Consider the following 21,704-nt stretch of genomic DNA (forward strand, 5'->3'; position numbering starts at 1 on the left):
ATCCTTTTTTTATGACTGGTTTCTAAATAGTGAACATAGATTTGTTTTGATCCAAACTCGAAAGGAAAAGTAAAAAGATGAATAGTAAAATTTTGAAAAAGCTATCTGGAAAGCATGTGGTAATCACAGGAGCATCTTCCGGAATTGGAGCTGCACTCGCTTTAGAATTCGCAAAGTATAATACGAAGCTGACTCTGATCGCTAGACGAGCGAATCTTTTGGAGGACCTCGCAAAAAAAGCCAAAGTTCCGTGCAATATAGTTCCACTTGATCTATCAGATCTAAAGAAGGCGACAAGCTGTATCGCAGACATAGAGTCCAAATTCGGACCGATTGATATCTTCGTAAATAATGCAGGCATGGAGAATACTGGTCCAACTTTAGAGTCATCTATCGATGAATCATTGCAATTGCTCCGATTAAACCTCGAGACTCCTCTTGTACTAACTCGTTTGCTTTTACCTAAATTGATTCAGTCAAAAGGAAATCTGATCAACGTATCCTCGGTTGCGGGATTTGTGCCATCTCCAATGCAATCCTGGTACTCAGCTTCCAAAGCTGGGTTAGGCGCATTTTCCGAATCGGTTCGTGCGGAGCTCAAAAATACCGGAGTTTCAATCCTCACTGTGTATCCGGGTCCTGTGACTACTCCTATGTCTGAACACGCGTATACTGCGTTGGGAGGTAAAAGAGGAGTCCTGAAATTACTCCCCGAGGGAAAACCAGAAATCTTGGCTAAGAAAATAATAAGCTCCATGTTAAAAGGAAAGCCAAGACTTATATATCCTGGTTCGTACATGTCTTCTTGGTGGTTGCCTGCATTATCCAGAAAAATGGTCGATAAGATGGCTCCAAAATTATTTAGCGCTCAGTTAAAAACTGCTCCTTGACTTTTCGTTCGTTCGTGAATCCGATCGGAAAAAAGTTTTTTCGATCGGATTCGTTTTACATTAAGGGATAAAGGATATTCCAATAAGTTAATTTAACGGACAGTTATTCGCGAAAAATTTTTGCGATTGTCTATTAAATTTGCAGCTTCGTTCGGAGATTTTTGGAAAAATCTTTCAAGGAACCGTTGACTAAATCTAGCGAGAACTTCAATTTGATCAGAGTCGATGGGCTTATGGCTGTTGTCCAAAAGCTTGAAAGACAAAAACCAATTAACGATAAAGAATAAACGACGGAGTCTCTTGTTTATGAATTTTCAATATAAAAAAACTCGAATTTTCCTGGTTGTATGTTTCATCTTGAGCATATTACCTTTTTCTACGATATTTGCCGAAGAAGACGCACACTACATTCAGCCGGATGATTTTTTCATTACAAAAGAGGAATTTAAAGTTCAGCCTTGGATTCATGTGTACATAGCGAAACAAACAACTCCTCCTAGTGCTAAAACCAAGAACGAAGGTGAATTTTTGCAAGTGGTCGACGGCAAAAAGGTTTGGACAAAATTCTATTACTCGACTCACAAAGCTGTGGAATCAGAACTGAAAATTGGTACGGTTGTGATCATGGCGGATTTGAGTGCTGAGGACGGATATCGTCCTCCGAATGATAAGGAAGAAGCTCGTACATGCGGTTGGTTTATCGCAAAAATCACGGATGTTTCTGATTTATACAAAGGGGTCGTCACCGTTTCCGGCGGTTACAAAATCTTGGTAGATTCGCTTCGAGTTGGAAATACCACCTCAGCTAAACCAAAGTCAGCCCAATAAAAGTTGTATCATTAACCGATTTTCAGAATTCGGGAATTCATTGTATTTGCACAAGGGATTCCCGAACTGATTTCTCCCTTAGAAACTTTGAATTCCCCTGAGAATTTCAACTAGATATATTAAGAAAATATACTGTACTTTTGCAAAGAATCTGAGAGATTATATTCGCATTCTGCGGTAGATTCCGTACAAAACACTCATGAAAATTCCGGGTGTGACCCAAACTGCCAACCAAGCGGGAACTACTCCATTTTCACCGATGGATACAAAAGCGGAACTCATCACAAAATAGACCAAGATCACGATCAAAGTTACTCCTAAAGAAGCGACTCCTGCTACTCTCTTGGTAAAATATCCTGCCACACATCCGACCAAGGTGACGATCACAGCTAAAAAAGGATTTGCGAATAGTGAATGACGCTCTACTTCTACATCGCCGTACGCGAGTCCCTTCTTTAAACGATTTTCCTTTTCCTCCGCCAATTCGAACAAATTCATCTCTTTGACAGAACCTTTTGGAATTTTAAAGTAATCAGGTTTTTCAGGAAAGTAATATTCTTTTTCGGGATAAGTAGTAAATGACTCTACTTCAAGATCAGAATTGAACTTAGTTTCCTCTACCTTGGTGAGCTTCCAGATATCTCTGTTAGGATCATATTTAGCTTTTAGGGAAGACACAACATAATCAGGTACTTGGTCCGGGGTCAATTTTACGTAATTAAATCCGCCGTTAATCTCGTCTTTTACGGGATCATAAAAGTAAATATAGTAAAAGCCTTCCTTTCCTTTAAAATGAAACTGGTACACCATGTTGCTCAAAGTACCGGTACCTGCTGTGATCATCTTGTGTTCTTCGCGAGCAAGTTTGTTGAAAGGTCTTACCAGCACCTGAGTTACTACGAAAACGATGAACCATAAAGAAAATCCAAAGAACACAATCGGCGCAACGATACGGTGAAAGGAAACTCCCGCAGACATCATCGCCACTAACTCCTTGTTAGCCGAAAACTGTCCTATTGTAAATGACACCGCAAATAGCAATGACATGTTGATCGAATAAGTAGTGATAATGTCCGGCAAACTGTACAAAAGATAAAGCCAGACGTGAAACTTTGGAGCCTTCGTGGAAGATATGTTCTTAAGATTATCGTTTACCGTTGTCAAAAAGATCAAAGCAGTAATCATTAGGCAGGTGCCTAGGAAGGTTTTAAAAAACTCGGAAAATACGTACTTGTCCAGAATTCTGGGTGGGAAGAACTCCTCCTTGGTTCCGGAAATAAAACTCTCCAGTGACGATTTGGAAAACTTGGGAATCTTGAATTCCATCTATCTCAGTATCCAGAATTTAGCATAGGCTGGTTTCCTTCACTATCTTTTGTGCCTGGATTAATTTCGGTTGACGATTCTCGGCTTGGTTAGAGAATTCCGAGGTTACTGGAGGAACTCATGAAAACTCGTATTTTACCTGCGGCTTTGCTGTTTGCACTTATTTCGGCTTCTTCTCTCTATGCGGAAAAATCTACCGAAGACCATATTAAGGCTCTTTCGTCCGGCTCCGACGTGGAAAAAGTCGAAGCTGCAGAGTATCTCGGTGATAAAAAAGAGAAATCTGCAATTCCAGAACTTATCAATTTATTAAATCGTGCGAATGACCCGAAGGTTGCCGTTCCTGTGCTCGTGGCTTTAGGGCTAATCGCCGAGCCCGGTGATACTACAATTGCACTGAAAAATAAAATCATCAGCTCGGAGAACGGAGACATAGTTTATGTTGCTCTTGCCGGCTTATTGAATATTACTACGAAGAGCGAAAAGTTGGAAGATGCTACTAAGGAAGCATTAGAGTTTGCAGATAAAAACCGTCGCGGAGACGAATTTGTTGCCGACTTGCTCAACGTGATCACCAAAAAAATTAAAGGCTGATCTTTTCGGATTGGGATGCTCAGCCCAGAAGAGCTTAGTCGATACTCACGAAATATCCTTCTGGATGAGGTAAAAAGAGCCGGACAAGAACGGCTCAAAGCCTCCAAGGTAACGATTGTAGGAGCCGGCGGACTAGGGTCGCCGGCTTTGTTGTATTTGGCGGCTTCCGGAGTCGGAACTCTTCGCATCATTGACTCTGATATTTTAGATACCACAAATCTGCAAAGGCAGGTTATCTATAAGCACGCAGATATAGGAAAGCCAAAGGCTTTGGTAGCTGCGGAGCGCGCTCGAGAACTAAATCCATTTATCATTGTAGAAGGAATACAATCTAGATTAGATTTAGATAATGCTGAGAAGATCCTATCCGGATCTGATTTAGTCCTGGAAGGTTCTGACAATTTCGAAACCAAATTCTTAGTAAATGATATTTGCGTAAAATTGAAGATCCCATTCATCACAGCAGGTATTTTGAGATTCGATGGAACCGTCATGGGTGTCAGACCGGGAATGGATGCTTGCTTTCGATGTATCTACGAATCTTTGCCGCCTCCGGATTCTATTCCTTCCTGTTCGGAAGCAGGTGTGATCGGATCGATGGCAGGAATTGTAGGAACAATTCAATCTACCGAAGCAGTTAAATTTCTTTTGGGAATGACCGAAACCGGCGACAATGCTTTGTTCGGTAAAATGCTCCAGGTAGAATCGAAATCGGAAGATTTTAGGAAAGTGTCATTGCTACGCAGAAAAGATTGCCCTGTCTGCTCTGTTTTAGGCTAGCAGGTTCCTCTGCGATCGACTATTACTTGCCGATTTACTTCATTCTGTTTTATTACTCTTCATAAAATCAAACGTGTAAGCCGCTCCGAAATATAGTGCGGAAACTTTTGCCTCCGGTGCAACCATTTGAGTCAGGCCATTGATCAGCTTTGCCTGAAGTAGTAAGACGACTGGGTCTGGGGTACTATTGTCGTTAAAGGCTGCCACAGTGTTTACCGCCTTATACTGGTAAGTTGCAGCGCTGATCCCTGCCCAGAAAGAGATGCCGTATTTCCATTGGTATAATAGTCTTAAGTTGACGGAAGTTCCGGTGATCTTCCAATCATTGGAGACTCCGTATTTATTTCTATACCCGTTAGATAAATTAAGAGAATAGTCTCCTCTTTCTCCCCGAGAACTTGCGTTCAAGTTATAGGATAGCACTTCAATTCTGCCTTCGAATTTCTCTGCAAATTTCATTTCGAAAGCAAGTCCTGCGCTGGTTCCTCTCATCGTTTCCGAAAAGGAATTATCCTTTCTTAGAATCAAATCGAATCCTCCAGGAGCCGCAGGTGATAATAGCACAGAATTTTTATCCACAGTGTTCGTGATGATTCTTTGAATTCCTACAATCGGTCGAATATCAAATTTCTTATTCGGATAAACGGAATAAGAAATCTGTCCATAAACTTGTTTGTATTTTTCGGGATAAGTTCCTGTGGTAAAAGTGTTCTGGATTACCAAAGGGCTATCGCTCAATCTCAGGGTTCCGGGATAACTAGACGTAGTGCTGGACTCAAAGTAGGAACCTCCGGTTTCTACTACCAAACGATTCCACGCATATCTAAGATGTATTGTTCTGGAAAACTTTCCTTTTCTAACTGGAGCGGTGTGCAAAGGACCCGCTGAAAAATCATTCAGAAAAGTTCCAACGTTCTCAATATTATCGTAATATTGAGGTGCTCCAGATATGTAATGACCAGGTCCGAATCCTAGCAGCAGCTGGATATAATGCCGCTTCGCTTCTTCCATTTCCTTGGCTCGTTTTGATTTTGCTTCCTCTGCAGCAGCTTTTTTCTTTTCATCCTCTGCAAGTTTTGCCGCCTTTTCTTTTTCTTCGTCTGCAAGTTTAGAAGCCTTCTCTTGCTCTTCTTTTTGTTTCTTGGCTTTCTCTTCCTCTGCCTTTAGATCCTGAGCAGACAACTCTTTAAAAGAAACTTTCAAGATTGCTGTTTTCTTAATTTCTTGTTCTGTTCCGTCCGGCATTCGAACGATGATTACAGTTGGTGTTTGTTTGATGACTTCTCCTTTCAGTACTTTTCCATTTCGAAGGTAAACGGTTTGTTCTGCAAATAAAGGGGAGAAAGAAAATGAAAGTAGAAAGGATAGGATAAAAATAAAACCAAATCTTGGCGATCTATGCATAATTAGTAGGGCCTTCCGGGATTATGAGTGAAAGCATATCGCATTACAATCCTTTTCCGAAGGGAAGAGAGACTTAATTCTTGGGCTTCCTGAGTAGGGCTATGGGACAAAGTTCATTTCCCTGGAAATTAATTTCCATTGAATTTCTAAGAGAACGCTGGAAAACTTAGAAATCTTACGGAATATTTTTGGAGCGTACGTTATATATAAAATTCTGTTTCAGTGCGTCTTGTTCTGTTTAGAGAATGTTACATTCCGAAAATGAAATGTTTCAGAATCAAATTCAGCGGTTTACGAGTTGTCCTCGAATTTGCTCGATCAAGATTTCTTTATTTTCTAGGCTCGGAGAGATTTTGAGAAACAAAAACTTTTCCGGAAATTTTGGAGCAGCCAAAGTTTGCAGTTTTACTGCATCCTTTTCGGTGCAGACCAGATAATCGATCTCTCCAATATTTTTTCGGAGCTCTTCCAGATCCTTCGCGCGATACGAATAATGATCCAAGTAAGGTTTTCGAGTGAGCTCCTTCGGATGCAGTGATGCTATATCTTCGAAGAACGGATTAGGATTTCCTAATCCTGTAAATGCTAAAACTTTTTTATTCTTAATTGTGTCGAGTGCAACTGATTTGGATTCGGACCAGACACACTTGAGATCGACCGGAGTCATGGAAAATTTTAGAACCTGATTCGGTCTGTATTTTTTTATCCAAGAAATCAAATCGCCATCATATTGCTGAGAATATTTGGAAGCGATGATCATATCGGCTCGTGCGGAGGAATTATAGGATTCCCGCAACCTACCTGCAGGCAGCAAGAAATTGTCTTTTTTGATTCGAGTGCAATCCAAGAGAACAATATCCAAATCTCTGTGGATTTTATGAGTCTGAAATCCGTCGTCTAGAAGTACGAAAACAGCCTTACTATCATCCGACAATATTTCTTTTCTATACTTGAGATAGGAGGACTGCCGATCTCTCCCGATGTAAATTTCAGCAAAAGGAAGATTTCGCTTCAGTAGCAAAGGTTCGTCTCCAACTTCTTCCGGCAAGGACTGGGTAGTAACTCGAGTTGAATTTGCTGTTTTGGATCCGTAACCTCTACTCAAAATCAGAATTGGAGTATCTGAAAAAAAAATTTTAAGAAGATTCGCTAATTCTAAAGTGAAAGGAGTTTTTCCGGTTCCGCCGACGCTGAAATTTCCAACGCTGATTACGATCGCATTTGAAAGGGTACTTTTTTTCTTTCGAAGTCGATCGAGTAGAAAAAGGAGTCTGTAAACAAAACTTAATATATATAAAATAGGAAAGAAGAGATAATAAAATATTTTTCGAATCAAGGAGTCTTACACCGAACTTTCCGAAAACTGCATTTCGTAGAGTTTTTTGTATTTTCCGTCCAATTTGATCAATTCCTGATGACTTCCTGATTCTACGATCTGACCGTTTTCCATCGCAAAAATCGTGTCAGCGATTTGCACCGTAGACAATCTATGCGCGATAATCACTACGGTTCTGTTTTTATAAAGAGATTCCAAGGCTTCCTGCACGACTCTTTCGGATTCAGTGTCTAAAGCGGATGTAGCCTCATCTAAGATCAATATTTCGGGATTACAAAGCAAAGCCCTTGCGATTGAAATTCTTTGTCTTTGGCCTCCTGAAAGCATGACTCCGCGTTCTCCTACGAGAGTGTCGAATCCATCATCAAAAGATAATATGAATTCGGAAGCAAAGGCTAGGTCCGAAGCTTCTCGCAATTTTTCCTCGGAAACTTGACCGCTCCCGTAGCAAATGTTCTCGCGAATAGTTCCGTTAAATAGAAATACCTGTTGGTTTACGATGGATATTTTCTTACGTAAGGAAGATAAGTCCAAATCCCTAAGGTCGATTCCGTCCCAAGTAATCTTTCCTTCTGTCGGGTCGATTAGTCTTGGAATCATGTCTACCAAAGTGGATTTTCCAGCTCCGGAAGCTCCGACTAGTGCGATTGTCGCCCCTCTAGGAATTGTTAAATTAAGATCCTGTAATGTAGGATTTTTTGCGTTGGGATATGTATAGCTTACACGGTCAAAGACCAATTCCTTGGATAGCTTCTTAATAAACTGAGGATTTTGCGGCTGTACAATATCTGTCTGGCTGTCGAGTAACTCAAATACTCTTTGACCAGCTGCGACCGCACTTTGGATCGAATTGGAAAGTACTCCCATTTGTTTGAAAGGTCGCATCAAGAAAATCAGTGTTAGAAAGAAAACCATGAAGTCCCCAAGAGAGAACTTTCCACCCGAAATCTTTCCGCCTTCCATCAAGTAAGCTCCGAAGCTCAAGAAGATGACCGCTACGATCGAACTGGATAACTCCACTAGGGAAGGACCAACCTGGTGGTAAAAATGTCCTTTGAACGTTTTGTCCGAAAGGTCGTTATTGATGTTCCAGAATCTTAGCGCCTCTGCCTTTTCCATAGAAAACGCGCGGATCACTCGTATTCCAGAGATCACTTCTTGCAAGTGACCGTTTAACGCAGAAAGGCGCTCTTGTTGGTTTTTCGTCGCCTTTCGGATTCGATCTGCAAAAGACGAAACTGGGCCCAATATTAAGGGAACTACTATGAAGACAGCGAGGAACATTTCCCAGCTTAAAATCAACAGAAGCAACAGGTGTACTACGATGTAAAAGAAATCGGTGATGGCATCTTTCAAATCGGAACTAACTAATTTCGCAAGAACCTCTACGTCATTGATGATTCTGCTCATAAAGATTCCGGTCTTTTCTTGAACGAAATGATTTAGCGGCAAATCTTGGGCCTTCGAGTAGAGCTCGAATCTAAGATCTCTGACTGCTAAATATCCTGCGGAATTGATGCAGTAGACAGCGCCGGCCAAAAAGATCAGTTTTGCCAGATAGATTGGAAAAACGACCATGCAGAAGAGTAGAACAAGTTGGTCTTGTGGGAGCGATCGGAAAAAGTCGTTCGCCTTTATCTTATATTCTGCGAAGGCTACCTCGATTTCATCCACAGTATTCAAGGATTCGTGCGCGGCTTTTTTTTCTAAGAGCGCCTTATCCTTTTTGGTAAGAGTGATTTCGAAATTTGTTTTCTCCCCGGTGCCTAATGAATCGAACACAGGGATTAAACTGGTGAGAGATGCAGCATTTAACACAGATACAAGGAAAGATAGTACGATCCCTGTGATTAATCTGTATTTATACTTGAAGGAATACTTCAAAAGGCGCCTATAGACGTTCATAGGTCCGAAATGCGATTTACTCCTCTTACCTTGTCTCTGGCTTTACTTCTTTTGTCCCTTCTTTTTTGCTCTTGTGAGGGGAGTGAGCGTAGCCCGAATGAACTTATTATCTCATTACCATCGGATCCCATTTCTCTCGATCCGATTCTATCTACGGATCTTTCTTCTAGAATCGTAATTAAGTATCTGTATCCAAGTCTGTTCAGATACGACGAATCTGGGAAAATTGTTCCTTCTCTTGCGGAAAGTTATTCCTTGCTTCCTGGATCGCACCCGAACACGAGAACTCTTAGAATCAAGCTGGTTCCTCGTAAGATTTCAAGAGATAAGCTGCTAAATTCTCAGTTAGTAATCGATTCTCTCGACAGATTGCGTTCTGAATCTGGTCCTAAACAAAGTTCTTATTCGTTTATCAAAGGTGGAAGGGTAGTGGATCAGTCTACACTCGATGTATTTTTTTCGGGCGGTCTGCGTAATGCCTTGGAAAAGTTGGCCCTTCCGCAAGCGAGTATATATTGTCCTGAGAAAGTCGAATGCGGAGACTACTCGCTAGTTGAGTGGAAGAGAAATAACTATATTAGAATTTCGAAAAATGAATTCCAATCGGATGGAAAAGCCTCAGTAATTCTGTTCCGTGTACTTCCGCAGGCGAGCACGGGAGTTTTTTTGTATGCGAAAGACCAGCTCGATCTGATGAGATTGCCCAATTTTCTATTAGGAAATCGGAATGTGCGCAGGGACAGAATCCTGGCTAGAAAAGGTTCCGGAGTTCAGTATGTGGCGATACGCGAGGGAGATCCATGTTTTGACAGAAATTTTCGCTACGCTTTGAATTACGCAGTGGACAAACGAGAAATAATAAAAGTTCTTTTGGACGATAACGCGGAAGTCGCATCGGGTCCTTTTCCATCCTCGGTTGCGAGTGATCTTTTTTCCAGGAAACAAGAAGAGATATTTGCTTACAATAGGGAACTCGCGAAAGAATATCTTGCTAAGTCAGCTTGCTATCCGAGCATTTTGAAGAGAGAACTGGAATTTAGAATGAGAGCAGACGAAGAGAACCAGGCGAACGGTGCAGCAATCGTTCAATACCTGAGGGAGATCGGTTTGCAAATCAAGATCCTGCCAATGGAAAAGGCGGAGCTGTACAAGGAAAACGGAGAGAGGAAAGGAGATTTGACTCTGTTATTCTGGTACGCCGATTTTCCGGGCGCTTGGAACTTTATAGATCCTTTATTTGCCTCTGATCGCTTTGGTAATGCGGGAAATCGTGCCTTCTACTCGAATCACAAAATGGATCTACTGCTTCAATCTGCGAGGAACTCCGACAAATTGGATTTGGGAGATTCAGAAAGAAGTTCCTGGCAAATACTCAAGGAGGACGCCCCTTGGATCTTTCTTTGGTCTCCGTACGAATTATATCTGGTCGGGGACAGACTTTGGAATTCCCTCGAATCTAAATCTAATCTTCCGTCTGACCTTCCTTAGGTTGTTCGGGTAATTCCAACTCTACCGAATCATCTCCGGAAAGGCCTTCACCGTTTTCGGAGCCATTTGCTCCTGACTTTGCGGATTCGTTGGAAGTAACTACGATTGGTCCGGTAGGTTGGTCTCCAACATAGTAGTACTGTCCTTTCAAAGGGTTTTTACATTCTGATTCCGATAGGATGCTTCCATCGTCTCCGCAAATATCTACTTTCACATAATCCCCGTTAAACGGAGGAATCAAGGTATCTCCGAATCCTATGGTTCTTGCCACGTAAGATACATATCTAAACCAAATCGAGCCGGAAATTCCGGAACCTGATCCTTGAAAAGGAGCTCCTATATCGTTCCCGACCCAGACGGTAGTCACTAATTTAGGGTTTACACCCGCAAACCAAGCGTCTCGAACTCCTTTTCTGCTTCCCCATTTTTTTCGTGCTTCCTTAGGAGATTGCACAGTTCCGGTTTTTCCCCCCATCGGGAAACGATCTCCATCCTTGAGACCGATCTTCATAGTTCCTTCTTCTGACAGAACTGCCTCCAACAAATTTAGCACCATGGCGCATGCAACCGGGTCCAGGATTTGATCCTTTTCTTGCATATCGATCGGAGCAGAAGAATAAAATTCACTCCCTTCATAATCCGTAATTCTCAAGATCTGAATCGGACGAACTCTTTTTCCGAGATTTGCAATCGTTGCATAAATCGTAGCGAGCTCTTCAGGTGTAAGTTCTCCTGAGCCCAGTGCCAAAGAAAGATTCGGTTGAAATCTTCGGTCGAGCTCTGACTTGTCTAGTCCTAGAATATCGCCTAACGTGGATAAGAAGTCTCCGACTCCGATTTCGTGGAGAAGTTTAACTGCTACTGTGTTTACGGATTGTGCAAATGCAACTCTCGCCTGCATTTCTCCTCGGTATCCTTTATACCAATTTTTCGGAGAATATCCTCGGATTTTTATCGCTTCGTCTATTACGATGGAGGTCGGGTTGATAATCCTTTTTTGAAATGCCAAAAGATAAACGAGCCCTTTGATCACCGAACCCGGCTGTCTGACTGCAGAAACAGCTCTATTTAGTCGAAATATATTAGAAATTTTGTAACTACCGACCATTGCCTCGACATAACCGTTTGTAGGATTTATCGAAATCAAGCTACCATTCATATTTTGAATGATCTTATTTTGTAGTGTCGCCTCTTCGTTCTTTCCCGCCTTTAAGAAAACAGCTTTGTCGTCCGTGAGTTTTTTGCGAACTCCTTCGATTCCTTCTCTGAGAGATCTTTCTGCGGCTTCTTGTTTATCGTAATCTAGAGTAGTGTAGACGTTTAATCCTCTACTTTCGAGGTCGATTTCTGAGAAATTTTCCATTACGAATTGCCTGACTCCGAAATTAAAATCGGGGGCAAGGTTGACCGTAAAATCTTTGTCGAATCCGTATTTTCCGATTTCGGAAGTAACTGTGATCTGTTCGTCTTCCTCTTTAGTTTCTTCTACTTTATAAGAAGTTCTGAATTTTCTAATGTTCGCCTCTACCTTTCTTTCGAAATCCCTTTCCACTGAGGAGCTCTTAGGATTCAGATCCTTGTGATCTGCCATTAGATAAAGTACCATCTTTTGTCTTTTTAAGGCAATTTTTGGATTTCGAACCGCATTATAGACTGAGGGCGCTGGAATTGTTCCGACGAGCATCGCAGCCTCTGCAGGGGTAAGTTCTGAGGCAGGCTTATTGAAATAGTATCTCGAAGCCTCTTCTACGCCGGTATTGCTCTCTCCCAAGAAGATTCGATTCAGGTACATTGCCAGAATCGCGTCCTTGCTAAATCTACTTTCCAGGTAGAAAGTGCAATAAAACTCAGTCAGTTTGTTGAATATGTTTCTCGCGCCAAGATCGAGAGTCAATTTAGCAAGTTGTTGCGTGATCGTAGATCCGCCCTGTTTTTGAAAGGTGGTAAGGTTGACGATGATCGCGCGTAATAGAGCGGTGTAGTTGATCCCATGGTGAGAATAGAAGTCTTGGTCCTCTGAACTGAGCAGCGCCCAAACAATGTTTGAGTGTTCTTTGAGGTTATCAGTTCGTATTGGTTTGAATTTTCTTCTGGAAAACTCACCGATAAGCTTTCCGTTTTTATCCAATATACGAATCGGTTTGATTTCATTAGGATCAAAGACGTTGGTTACTTCTCTTTCGAATGCCTCTAGATTCTTTGATACTTCATCCTGTTTCGTCAACCAGACCACGTAGGATCCGCCGACAAGAAAGGATCCTATGATCAAACCAGCGATCGATCCGTACTTTAAAATCGACCTCCAATTTTTCTTTATAGTTTCCCAAAAGGAGAATAAGATCTTTAGCAATCGTTCTTTATTCATGGCGCTCTCTTTGTCTGAAGTTTTTTCTTAAAAGTTCCGTTAGGGAAAGGATTTTTTTGGCAGAAACGCATTCTTTCTGATTTACGATCCGATGATTGAAATACGCGAATTTTTGAAATCGATGGATAGAGAAGTTAACACCAGATTCTCGGGCACTAACCGAATCATTCAGTGGTTTCGAAATAATTTCTTTCAATCGGAATCGCCTGATACTTTATCCCATTTGTACTTAAACACGGACCCTCACAATTCGTGGGCAAACCTGGGATATTGGAAAAATACAGCAGAATACTCCTCAGCTTGCCGTGAGTTAGCCAGACAATTGGGATCCGATGCCGGTTTGGATTCGTGGCATAAGGTTCTGGATCTCGGATTTGGGTGTGGGGACCAAATCCTTGTTTGGTGCAAAGATTTCGGTGTATCTTCAGAAAATATCACTGCGATTAATTCCTCGAAGTTGCAGTACCATTTTGCAGAGAAAAAACTAACCGAACTCGGCCTTTCCGCGTATCTTATCTGCTCAGATTTAAGAACTCTTTCTAAAATGCAAAGTTCCGAAAGAGATAGAATTCTTTGTTTAGATAGTGCTTATTTTTTTCCTGATCAGCAAAAGGCATATAAGGAATGCTTTCGGATCTTAAGACCAGGTGGAATTTTGGCGTCCGCGCAGCTGATCTATAACGACCAAAAGCTTTCTGTTTGGAAAAGTTTGCTAAGGATCTTAATTTGTATTATAGCGAGAATTCCCTCTAAAAGCCGAATGACCTCTGAGGAATTAAGTTCCATGCTCAAAGCGGAGGGCTACTCTATACAAAAACTAGAACGAATTGAAAAGGAAGTGTTTAGCGGATTCAGCAATTTTTTGAAAATCAACCTGCCTCTTTTAAAAGGAAAGATTCCTCCAGGCCTAGCAAATCGTTATTCTAGTTTTGGAGAGTTTTTGGGGTCAGAGCTATGCGCTGAGTTTTTTCAATTCGTAGTATTTTGTGCAAAAAAGGATTAGAATTAGTTTTATTAAAATCGCATAATATGCAGAATTTCTAAACTAAAACAGAGTGATTCAACCACTTTTGCACATCTAGGGCAGTTGCTACCCCCGCCTCTAGGAGTGGAATCCCGTATCTTGCATACGATCCGCAGAGCCAAATCTTACGGTTCGGCTGTTCTTGCAATTCGTGAAACTCTGTCAGAGCTCTTTTGCATTCTAGGTTGATCACAGGCCTTTCGAATCTGGAGCGGCTAATCAGGGAACCTTGCCGGATCTCGCGGGTGGGGTTCCAGGTTTGGAAAATCTCTCTCTTTCCGATGGAAGAAAGTAGTTTATTCAATCGTAATGTAGCAGATGCACTATCTTTTGCTGCAGATAAGGAGAAACATAGCGGTGCCCAATTCCTTTTTTTGGCGGGCATAAAACTTTCGTCGGTATGAGTGACTACTTCAGAAGATTCGTATCGAATCGAGCGAAGGATCTCCTTTTCCCTTCTAAATTCGTCGGGTAGCATTGTGATTGCTTGGTTGGCGGGTGCCGCTAGGACAATTCTGTCAAAAGATTCTTCTCCGTCTCCGTAGAGTACTCTCACTTTGTCTCCGGAAAGTACGAGTCTCTTAGGATCAGAGTTCAACCGAACCTCTCTGGCTCTTTTACTCAGCCGAGTGGTCACATCTGTAGTTCCCTTTGCATGGGAAAAAAATCTTAAAAAGCGAAAACCTTTTGAGTGATAATCAATGACTGCCTCTGCGGGATAATTTCCCGCGCTTTCAAGGGAACAAGTATTGATGGTCGCGAACATAGGCAAGAGGTATTCTAAAGCGAATTTTTCGGAATACTGAAACCTTCTCAGGAATTCCAAAATAGTCAGTTGTTCTCCCTTCAACTGGTCTAGCTGTTCCGCCGACTTACTATAGAATCGAATTGCATCGAAGAATATTCTCCTAGAGTCTGAAGAGGTAAAACATTCCGGCTGCGCCAAAGGAAAAAAGTTCCCTCCGATTCCGATCGTCGAAAAACCGAAGTAAGTTTTACCATCGTCATAACTGAGCGAAAAAGAGTAATCGATCGGTTTGATTTCGATTCCGGCTTCTTTATAAAGTTCTAATAAACAAGGGTAGTAATTTTTTTTGAATGCTCTAAAGGGAACGTCTACACGAACGGTAGAGCTTTCGGTCTCGATATTTGTGCCTTGTGCATCCATTCCTACCAATGGCTGCCTTTCGATTAGTGTCACATTGTGCTCTTTGCCCAAATACCAACAGGCGCTTAGTCCCGCGATTCCACTGCCGATGACCGCGATTTTCATCAATTACTTAGAAAACAAAATTCAAGCGGTTGTTCAAGGGTTTTTATCTTTTTCGTAGTTTTCCGCGAGTAAACCCTAAAAAAATGGAAGTAAACCACTATTCGGAGATTTTAAGAACCACTCTTCGATTCTTTTGCCTGCCCTCCGGCGAATCATTTTCTGTAATTGGTACCGAATCTCCGAATCCTTTGGTCATGATTCTAGTTTCTTCGATTTTATGTTTTGCCTTTAGGTATTCTAGAACTGCCTTCGCTCTGTTTTCGGAAAGTGTCTGATTGTCGCTTTTTTTCCCGATATTGTCTGTGTGTCCTTCTACCAAAATTTTTAGATTCGGTTTGGATTTAAGCAGTGCACCGATCCTATCTAGTTCCGGTTCGGAATCTTTGGAGAGCTCGTATTTATTGGATTCGAAGAAAAGATTATTCAATTGAATTTGTCTTCCGATAGAAACCGTCGGCAATCGAAACTCAACCTGTATTTTTTCCTGAGTTTTCTCCGTTCCACTTAAATCCACATTCAAAGAAACTGGAAGATAGCCTTCTTTCTCCGCGTAAAATCCGTATTTTTCTCCGTAAGGAAGGATCAGACTGAACTCGCCGGTTTTTGGATCGCTCTTGGAACTTCCTCTTTTTTCTAGACGTGTTAAGGATTCGTAATGTATTTCCGCAGACAAAGGACTTCCTTCCTCGTCCAAGACCTTTCCGTTAATAACTACGACAGGGTTTGGCCTGAATTCTTTTGGAAGGTAGGTCATAAATAAGTGACCTTCTTTACTGGCGTATGCCCATTCTCCGTTGGCGGGTATCGAAAAAAAGTTCACATCGCGCAAGTTCTTCGAGACTTCTACCGGAGGAGTCCAGTTTTTCCAACCTTCCCCGATTCTTTTTGTAACATAAATAGATAATCCGTTCTTACCATCACTCGAATAATACAAGGTTCTGCTATCGCTCGCCAGGAAGGGAGCCATTTCTTCCTTTTCCGTATTGATCGTGTCCCCCAGATTTTCGCCTAACAAGTACGTGCCGGACTCATTCTGAACACTCACGTACAAATCCAGTTTTCCTCTAGAGTCCTCGTGCTGCGCAGAATAAATCAGTATGGTTCCACTCGATGATAAAGTGCAACCGCCGAAGACTTCTTGACTAGGGCTTTCCTTTTTTCTGTACAAATTATAAAATCTTGGAAAATCGATCATCTTCGGATTGGACCAGGAATTATTTTCTTTGTAACTTTTATAGAGTGGAACTTGCTTGGAGTCGTTGATTCCAAAGGATCCAAATAGAAATAATTCATTTCCGCCGGGGAGGGCGGAGATAAGAGCGCTCGGCAGATCGTTATTCAGAGGTGGATCCATTTCTCTGCCGTCTTTCCAAAACCCGTTCCTATCTTTTTCGGCAATCCAGATTTTCTGAGTTCCTGATCTGCCTTTTCGCACAAAGACAGTCCAGAATAACGATCGACCATCGGGAGATACAGTCGGGTTGAAAGCGAAGAGGCCCCGATTTACATAGTCCGGAATTTTTTTGAGAGTCCATGGATCGATTCCTTTGGAGTCCGCAAAAGGATAGATATCGTAACGAACAGGTTCGCAGTTCGGTCCTTTCATTTCGCATAACATTCGGACCGTTTGGTTTTGAAGTCTGGAAAGTTCAGAGCTCAAGTCGTTGGAAAGAACTTGCACGAACTCGTCTCCAACATGGATCATCCTTCCAAATTGTAGGACCTTCCCCTCCAATATTCTTTCTTCTGCAAACATGCCAGTCGAAAAGAAAAGAATAGAAATGATCGAGAGAATCCTAGATGATAAGGTCATATAAGTAGCTTCGGAGGTTTTTCCGGAGTCCTTGACGAGGGATTTAGTTGGCAAGCTTTGGCGGCTTGGAAACTCTGGATCTATTCCCCCCTTTTCGGAATGTCCCTTAACAGGCAGGTAGTTTGATATGATTAGCGTCTCAGGATTGTCCCTCAATTTCGGTAAGAAAATACTCTTCGAGAACGTTACCCTAAAATACAAGGCAGGTTGCCGTTACGGTCTAATTGGTGCAAACGGATCCGGAAAGTCCACATTTATGAAGATTTTAGCGGACTTGGAGCAACCTGCGGCCGGAGCAGTCTCGATCGATGTGGGAGTAAAAGTCGGATACTTAAAACAGGATCACTACGAGTACGAAAACGAGACGGTTCTAAACACCGTCATGATGGGAAATAAGGAACTCTGGGAGGTCGCGAAAGAGAGGGACGCGATTTATTCTAAACCAGAAATGTCGGACGAGGATGGGATCCGAGTTTCTGAATTAGAGGAAGCGTTCGGAGAAATGGGCGGATATGAAGCCGAGAGTATTGCAGGCGAGCTTTTGGAAGGTTTAGGAATTCCTACAACGATACACAGCCAAACTCTTTCCTTTTTGACTGGTGGATTTAAACTCCGGGTTTTGCTGGCTCAGGTTCTATTTCAAAAACCTGATGTTTTGCTTTTGGACGAACCTACCAACCACCTTGACATCAAAACCATTCACTGGTTGGAAATGTTCCTTACCAATTACAAAGGCGTCGTCATCGTAATCTCCCACGACAGACATTTTATCAATTCGATCGCGACTCATATCGTAGACTTGGATTATCAGACCATGACCGTGTATCCTGGAAATTATGACGAGTACATGGAAGCTTCTCAAGCTGCGAGAGAAAGGATGAGTGCAGATAACAAGCGCAAGAAAGAGAAGATCGCAGAGTTGCAAGAGTTTGTGAGCCGATTCAGCGCGAATGCCGCGAAATCAAAGCAGGCGACTTCTCGTCAAAAAATGATCGAGAAGATCAAGGATGATATGGTTGAGATTCGTCCTTCTTCCAGACAATTTCCTTATATCATTTTCAAAATGAAAAGGCCTCTCGGAAAAGATGTAATCCTTGCTGATAGCATCAGTAAATCCTATGAGGAAAAGAGTATATTCAAAGATTTTACTATTAATATTACGAAAGGTGAAAAGATCGCTATCATCGGAACAAACGGTGTAGGAAAGACTACACTTTTAAAAACCCTGATGAAGCAGATAGATCCAAACTCCGGGGCAGTTGTGTTCGGAGAATCTGTAGAAGCTTCCGTATTTCCGCAAGATCATAGAGAAGGGATCGGACAAGACGCTGATACTTTGGTAGATTGGTTGTACAGACATGCTCCTGCCGGAACGGAAATGGAAGAAATCCGCGCAATTCTAGGAAGAATGTTATTCAGCGGTGATATGGCCAAAAAACCGACAAACGTACTTTCCGGCGGCGAAAAATCCAGAATCATCATCGGCAGAATGATACTCGAACAAGATAATCTTCTAGCGCTGGACGAACCTACCAATCACTTGGACTTGGAATCGATCGAATCCTTGAACTACGCACTTACGAAATTTGAAGGAACTGTAGTATTCGTTTCCCATGACCGAGAATTTGTTTCTTCACTCGCGACCCGAATCTTAGAAGTTACAACGGAAGGGATCCGAGATTTCAAAGGAACCTATGAAGAGTTCCTAGAAAGGGAAGGCGCAGAATTCTATAAAAGATTGGCAGGCGGTCCTGTCTTAGCCGAAGCAAAGTAGAAGTTTGAATGAGAAGCTTGTTCTAAGGGAACAAACTTCTCACGCATCTTACCCGGAGAGCCGTGGTTTTAATTTGGCTTGGTGCCACCGCCACAGTGCCAAAGTCGATTCCGATATTCTTTGCTGCATCCGAAGGATCACTGGTTGAAGTAGAATAGAGAACTGCTCCGGTGTTAGGGAAGGTCACATCGTCGATAAAAGGACCGCTGGCTCCTGAAAATACTTTACCCATATCTAATATACTGATCAGCTCGTTTCTGGTTGGAACTCTCCAGCCTGTACCTTTGCCCTGGCAAGCGAGTAGGGCTGCTCCCCAATTCATCGGATTCGCTGTCCCAACGCTACAAGAAGAAGTAGATAACCCTTGCGGGCAACGGTCCCACTCTAAACCGGTTCTATAGTCAATTACGGTGTCCGCGCTCGTAGTTTCGTACATAGGTGGCTGAGAGTAGCTGTAGGCTCCTCTTACGCAATGAGCTGAATTGTTCGCAGATCCCGGAACCGCGTTAAATTTGAAAGACGCGGATTGAAGTTTCACTGAATTCGAACCTAAGGTCTGGCTAGTCCAGAGATTGTTTTCGAAATTCGGGAGTTCGGTCGTAAACGAAAACGAAGGATCGTTCAGATTCGCAATGCTCAGAAATTCTGCGGCAGAGGGGAGTCTCCAGTCGCTGAATCCTGCGTATACTAAATTGTCGCAAGCATTGAATGAATTCGTCTTATTCATGCCGGAAGGACCTCCTGCGGGGCAGCTAGAAGTGCTCAAGCCGTTCCCGGCATTATCCAATCTGCAACGAAGCCATACGAGTCCGCTTACGGATTCAGGCATTGTGAACTGATTTGCCACTGGTTGTTGGAGCCCTGGCCAGATTCTAGCCTTATGTGTAGTCGCAGAAACAGCAGCGTCCTGGCCGGGAAAGGTCGGATCAGAACAAGAGATCGTAGCCCCGCTTGCGTTATAGCAAGTGGACTGTTCCGTAGTAAGCACTTTTGCGCCAAATCTCATGACCTTGACTTCGTAGGTGCCCGTGTCGCTTCCGTTGACTACTTGTATCTGAACTGTAGTAGGTCCTAAGGAAACTGGAACCGGCGATGGAGGAAATCCGGAACCCTGAGGAGTTCCATTTACAGTGACTGAGACACTTCCTTGGGGTGCGGTTCCAGTGAGTGTGATGTCAGTGGAACCCTCCGGCAATGCGACCGAATAACTTGGAACAGCGGGTGAAAAGGCGGGATTTAAACTCAAACTAGAAACGTCCAGAGCCGAAAGCTGAACGTTCGATGGAACTGGAGGAAGAGGGGAAGTACCTGGATCCACGTGCTTGCATCCACCTAACATGCACTCCAAAAGTTTTGTTTCTGCGAACTCTTTTGTCGAAGGGTCTCCAGGATTGTAAGTAAAAGGCTTACAAAATGAATGCATTGCTAGGAGCAAAATCAGTAGTAAAATCGATGTTTGGCGGCCATACTTTCTTTTCGACATACCTTTTTCCCCTGAATACTGTTAGATAAGATGCCACAAAGTAGAATTATTGAGCGAACGCTACAAGAAGATTCGGAAAATTTGGCAGTCCAGAAGGAAGGAAAGTTCGCTGCAAAATTTTGTCAAAAATACGTACATTTGACAATTTGCAAAAAACCGAAAAAAATCTATTTTAGAAATTTATTAAGTAGTGAACTAGTTTGTCTAGCGCGATTTTACGATGTGATACTTCGTTTTTTCGAGATTCGGGCACTTGCGAGAATCTAGCTTGAAAGGGTGGATAATAAAAAATCGGGTCGTAGCCGAATCCATGCCCGGTCTGATCGTAATCTTCCGCAATCTTTCCCTTACACTCTCCCTCAAAGGAAACTTCTAAGTCTGGACCAACCAAAGCCATGACGCAAACATACTTTGCGCTTCGATCTTCTTTTCCTTGGATTTCATGCAAGAGTAGCCTTGCTCTGCCCTCGTCGTTCAAACCGTCTCCACCATAGATAGCCGAATTGACTCCGGGCTTTCCTTCTAGAGCATCTACGCAAATTCCTGAGTCGTCCGCTAAGGACAAGAGTCCAGATTGTTTGTGCAAATCTTTTGCTTTAATGAATGCGTTTTCTTGAAACGTAGACCCAGTTTCATCAGGACCAAAACTAATTCTAAGCTCCTTAGGTGTTTTTACCTCGAAGCCCAATGGTTCAAGTATGGCCTTGATTTCTCTTACTTTATGAGGGTTGTTGGTGGCTAATGCTAAAGATTTCAATTGCCGAGTTTGAACTCGTCAAATGCGTCTTCAATTGTAGGAACAACTTTGAAAACTTTATCCAGCATCGTAATTTCGAATAGCTGGAGCAAATCTTCGTCGTTTACAACGATGATAATATCGCCTTCCGCGGAATTGAATTTCTTCTTATAGGAAACCAAAATTCCGAGCGCGGTAGAGCAAATATGGTTCACCTCTGTTAGATCAATAATGACCTTTGGGGAAGGGGAGAAATTGTGATCACTTAAGTTACGGTCCAGTTCCTCGCTATCGGATTGGAGGATGGATCCGGAGATCTTGATGATATGAATGTCGTCTTGAACCGTAATTTCCATTGGGGGTACCGAGACCTTGTGTGCCGATTGGATTTTTTTATAGCAAGCAAAAAACGGTCTTTTGCGGTCATTTGGGGCCTTATTCTTGCAAAATTAGAAAAATGGAATCCGATTCCTGCAAGCCCTGGGAGAAAATGTGACTCTATCAGACATAAGGGTAGGTTAATTGCGGATGGGCCCCGCCCATCGTGGGTGGGGGGATGGTGGAGGGTACACACCGGCACCTAAACAGCGCGATATCCGAAGTTTCGTTTTTTTTCAAGCCGTAATTTCTGTGGAGGCTTTTGTAGGAGCTCCTACAAATTTCAAAAATTCCTATCTTCTTGGTA

The 21,704-nt window shown here is 42.5% G+C and carries 17 protein-coding genes; 7 read left to right on the plus strand and 10 right to left on the minus strand.

What is annotated here, in order from left to right; translation table 11 throughout:
• The first annotated feature begins 77 nt into the window (after nucleotides 1-77).
• Both CH373_RS02465 and CH373_RS02470 read left to right on the plus strand, forming a co-directional pair.
• Complete coding sequence (locus tag CH373_RS02465) at nucleotides 78-890, plus strand: SDR family NAD(P)-dependent oxidoreductase (protein WP_100712347.1); 813 nt, start codon at nucleotides 78-80, stop codon at nucleotides 888-890.
• A gap of 306 nt (nucleotides 891-1,196) precedes the next feature.
• Nucleotides 1,197-1,718, plus strand: coding sequence for a hypothetical protein (locus CH373_RS02470; RefSeq protein WP_100712348.1), 522 nt, complete (start codon nucleotides 1,197-1,199; stop codon nucleotides 1,716-1,718).
• Between the two features lie 159 nt (nucleotides 1,719-1,877).
• Here CH373_RS02470 and CH373_RS02475 read toward each other — a convergent pair whose 3' ends face one another.
• Nucleotides 1,878-3,044, minus strand: coding sequence for an LptF/LptG family permease (locus tag CH373_RS02475; RefSeq protein WP_100712349.1), 1,167 nt, complete (start codon nucleotides 3,042-3,044; stop codon nucleotides 1,878-1,880).
• Between the two features lie 120 nt (nucleotides 3,045-3,164).
• Between CH373_RS02475 and CH373_RS02480 the strand changes: the two genes are divergently transcribed.
• A complete protein-coding gene (locus CH373_RS02480) occupies nucleotides 3,165-3,638 on the plus strand; it encodes a hypothetical protein (RefSeq protein WP_100712351.1) in 474 nt (157 codons plus the stop codon).
• A 15-nt stretch (nucleotides 3,639-3,653) separates the two neighbouring features.
• Complete coding sequence (locus CH373_RS02485; protein ID WP_100712352.1) at nucleotides 3,654-4,418, plus strand: HesA/MoeB/ThiF family protein; 765 nt, start codon at nucleotides 3,654-3,656, stop codon at nucleotides 4,416-4,418.
• Between the two features lie 39 nt (nucleotides 4,419-4,457).
• Here CH373_RS02485 and CH373_RS02490 read toward each other — a convergent pair whose 3' ends face one another.
• The 3 genes from CH373_RS02490 to CH373_RS02500 all read right to left on the minus strand — a co-directional run bounded on the left by CH373_RS02490 (nucleotide 4,458) and on the right by CH373_RS02500 (nucleotide 9,063).
• On the minus strand, nucleotides 4,458-5,822 hold the full coding sequence (locus tag CH373_RS02490; RefSeq protein WP_100712353.1) for an LA_0442/LA_0875 N-terminal domain-containing protein: 1,365 nt from the start codon (nucleotides 5,820-5,822) through the stop codon (nucleotides 4,458-4,460).
• A 283-nt stretch (nucleotides 5,823-6,105) separates the two neighbouring features.
• Nucleotides 6,106-7,158 carry a tetraacyldisaccharide 4'-kinase gene (gene lpxK, locus CH373_RS02495; protein ID WP_243393218.1) on the minus strand — a complete coding sequence of 351 codons (1,053 nt, stop codon included), beginning with the start codon at nucleotides 7,156-7,158 and terminating at the stop codon, nucleotides 6,106-6,108.
• A gap of 6 nt (nucleotides 7,159-7,164) precedes the next feature.
• Entirely contained in the window at nucleotides 7,165-9,063 is a 1,899-nt protein-coding gene (locus CH373_RS02500; RefSeq protein ID WP_100712355.1) for an ABC transporter ATP-binding protein, read from the minus strand.
• A 9-nt stretch (nucleotides 9,064-9,072) separates the two neighbouring features.
• Between CH373_RS02500 and CH373_RS02505 the strand changes: the two genes are divergently transcribed.
• On the plus strand, nucleotides 9,073-10,551 hold the full coding sequence (locus tag CH373_RS02505; RefSeq protein ID WP_100712357.1) for an ABC transporter substrate-binding protein: 1,479 nt from the start codon (nucleotides 9,073-9,075) through the stop codon (nucleotides 10,549-10,551).
• On the opposite strand, the gene CH373_RS02510 is transcribed toward CH373_RS02505, so the two are convergent.
• On the minus strand, nucleotides 10,526-12,916 hold the full coding sequence (locus CH373_RS02510; RefSeq protein ID WP_100712358.1) for a transglycosylase domain-containing protein: 2,391 nt from the start codon (nucleotides 12,914-12,916) through the stop codon (nucleotides 10,526-10,528). The genes CH373_RS02505 and CH373_RS02510 overlap by 26 nt on opposite strands.
• 91 nt (nucleotides 12,917-13,007) lie before the next feature.
• Here CH373_RS02510 and CH373_RS02515 point away from each other — a divergent pair, with 91 nt between their 5' ends.
• Nucleotides 13,008-13,919 carry a class I SAM-dependent methyltransferase gene (locus tag CH373_RS02515; RefSeq protein ID WP_100712359.1) on the plus strand — a complete coding sequence of 304 codons (912 nt, stop codon included), beginning with the start codon at nucleotides 13,008-13,010 and terminating at the stop codon, nucleotides 13,917-13,919.
• A gap of 37 nt (nucleotides 13,920-13,956) precedes the next feature.
• Here CH373_RS02515 and CH373_RS02520 read toward each other — a convergent pair whose 3' ends face one another.
• Entirely contained in the window at nucleotides 13,957-15,213 is a 1,257-nt protein-coding gene (locus tag CH373_RS02520) for an FAD-dependent oxidoreductase (protein ID WP_100712360.1), read from the minus strand.
• Between the two features lie 97 nt (nucleotides 15,214-15,310).
• Nucleotides 15,311-16,969: an OmpA family protein gene (locus tag CH373_RS02525; RefSeq protein ID WP_243393242.1), complete on the minus strand. Its 1,659-nt coding sequence runs from the start codon at nucleotides 16,967-16,969 to the stop codon at nucleotides 15,311-15,313.
• A gap of 184 nt (nucleotides 16,970-17,153) precedes the next feature.
• Here CH373_RS02525 and CH373_RS02530 point away from each other — a divergent pair, with 184 nt between their 5' ends.
• Nucleotides 17,154-18,800 carry an ATP-binding cassette domain-containing protein gene (locus CH373_RS02530; RefSeq protein ID WP_100712361.1) on the plus strand — a complete coding sequence of 549 codons (1,647 nt, stop codon included), beginning with the start codon at nucleotides 17,154-17,156 and terminating at the stop codon, nucleotides 18,798-18,800.
• 22 nt (nucleotides 18,801-18,822) lie between these two features.
• Here the strand turns inward: CH373_RS02530 and CH373_RS02535 are convergent, their stop codons facing one another.
• From CH373_RS02535 to CH373_RS02545, 3 genes are all read right to left on the minus strand, one after another.
• On the minus strand, nucleotides 18,823-20,283 hold the full coding sequence (locus tag CH373_RS02535) for an Lcl domain-containing protein (protein ID WP_100712362.1): 1,461 nt from the start codon (nucleotides 20,281-20,283) through the stop codon (nucleotides 18,823-18,825).
• Nucleotides 20,284-20,455: 172 nt separating this feature from the next.
• The gene (gene rdgB / locus CH373_RS02540) at nucleotides 20,456-21,040 is read right to left on the minus strand and encodes an RdgB/HAM1 family non-canonical purine NTP pyrophosphatase (protein ID WP_100712363.1); all 585 of its coding nucleotides are present in this window, start codon (nucleotides 21,038-21,040) and stop codon (nucleotides 20,456-20,458) included.
• On the minus strand, nucleotides 21,037-21,375 hold the full coding sequence (locus tag CH373_RS02545; protein WP_100712364.1) for an STAS domain-containing protein: 339 nt from the start codon (nucleotides 21,373-21,375) through the stop codon (nucleotides 21,037-21,039). Before CH373_RS02545 ends, rdgB begins: the two co-directional genes overlap by 4 nt.
• Nucleotides 21,376-21,704 lie beyond the last annotated feature (329 nt).

The organism is Leptospira perolatii (assembly GCF_002811875.1).
Lineage (GTDB): Bacteria > Spirochaetota > Leptospiria > Leptospirales > Leptospiraceae > Leptospira_B > Leptospira_B perolatii.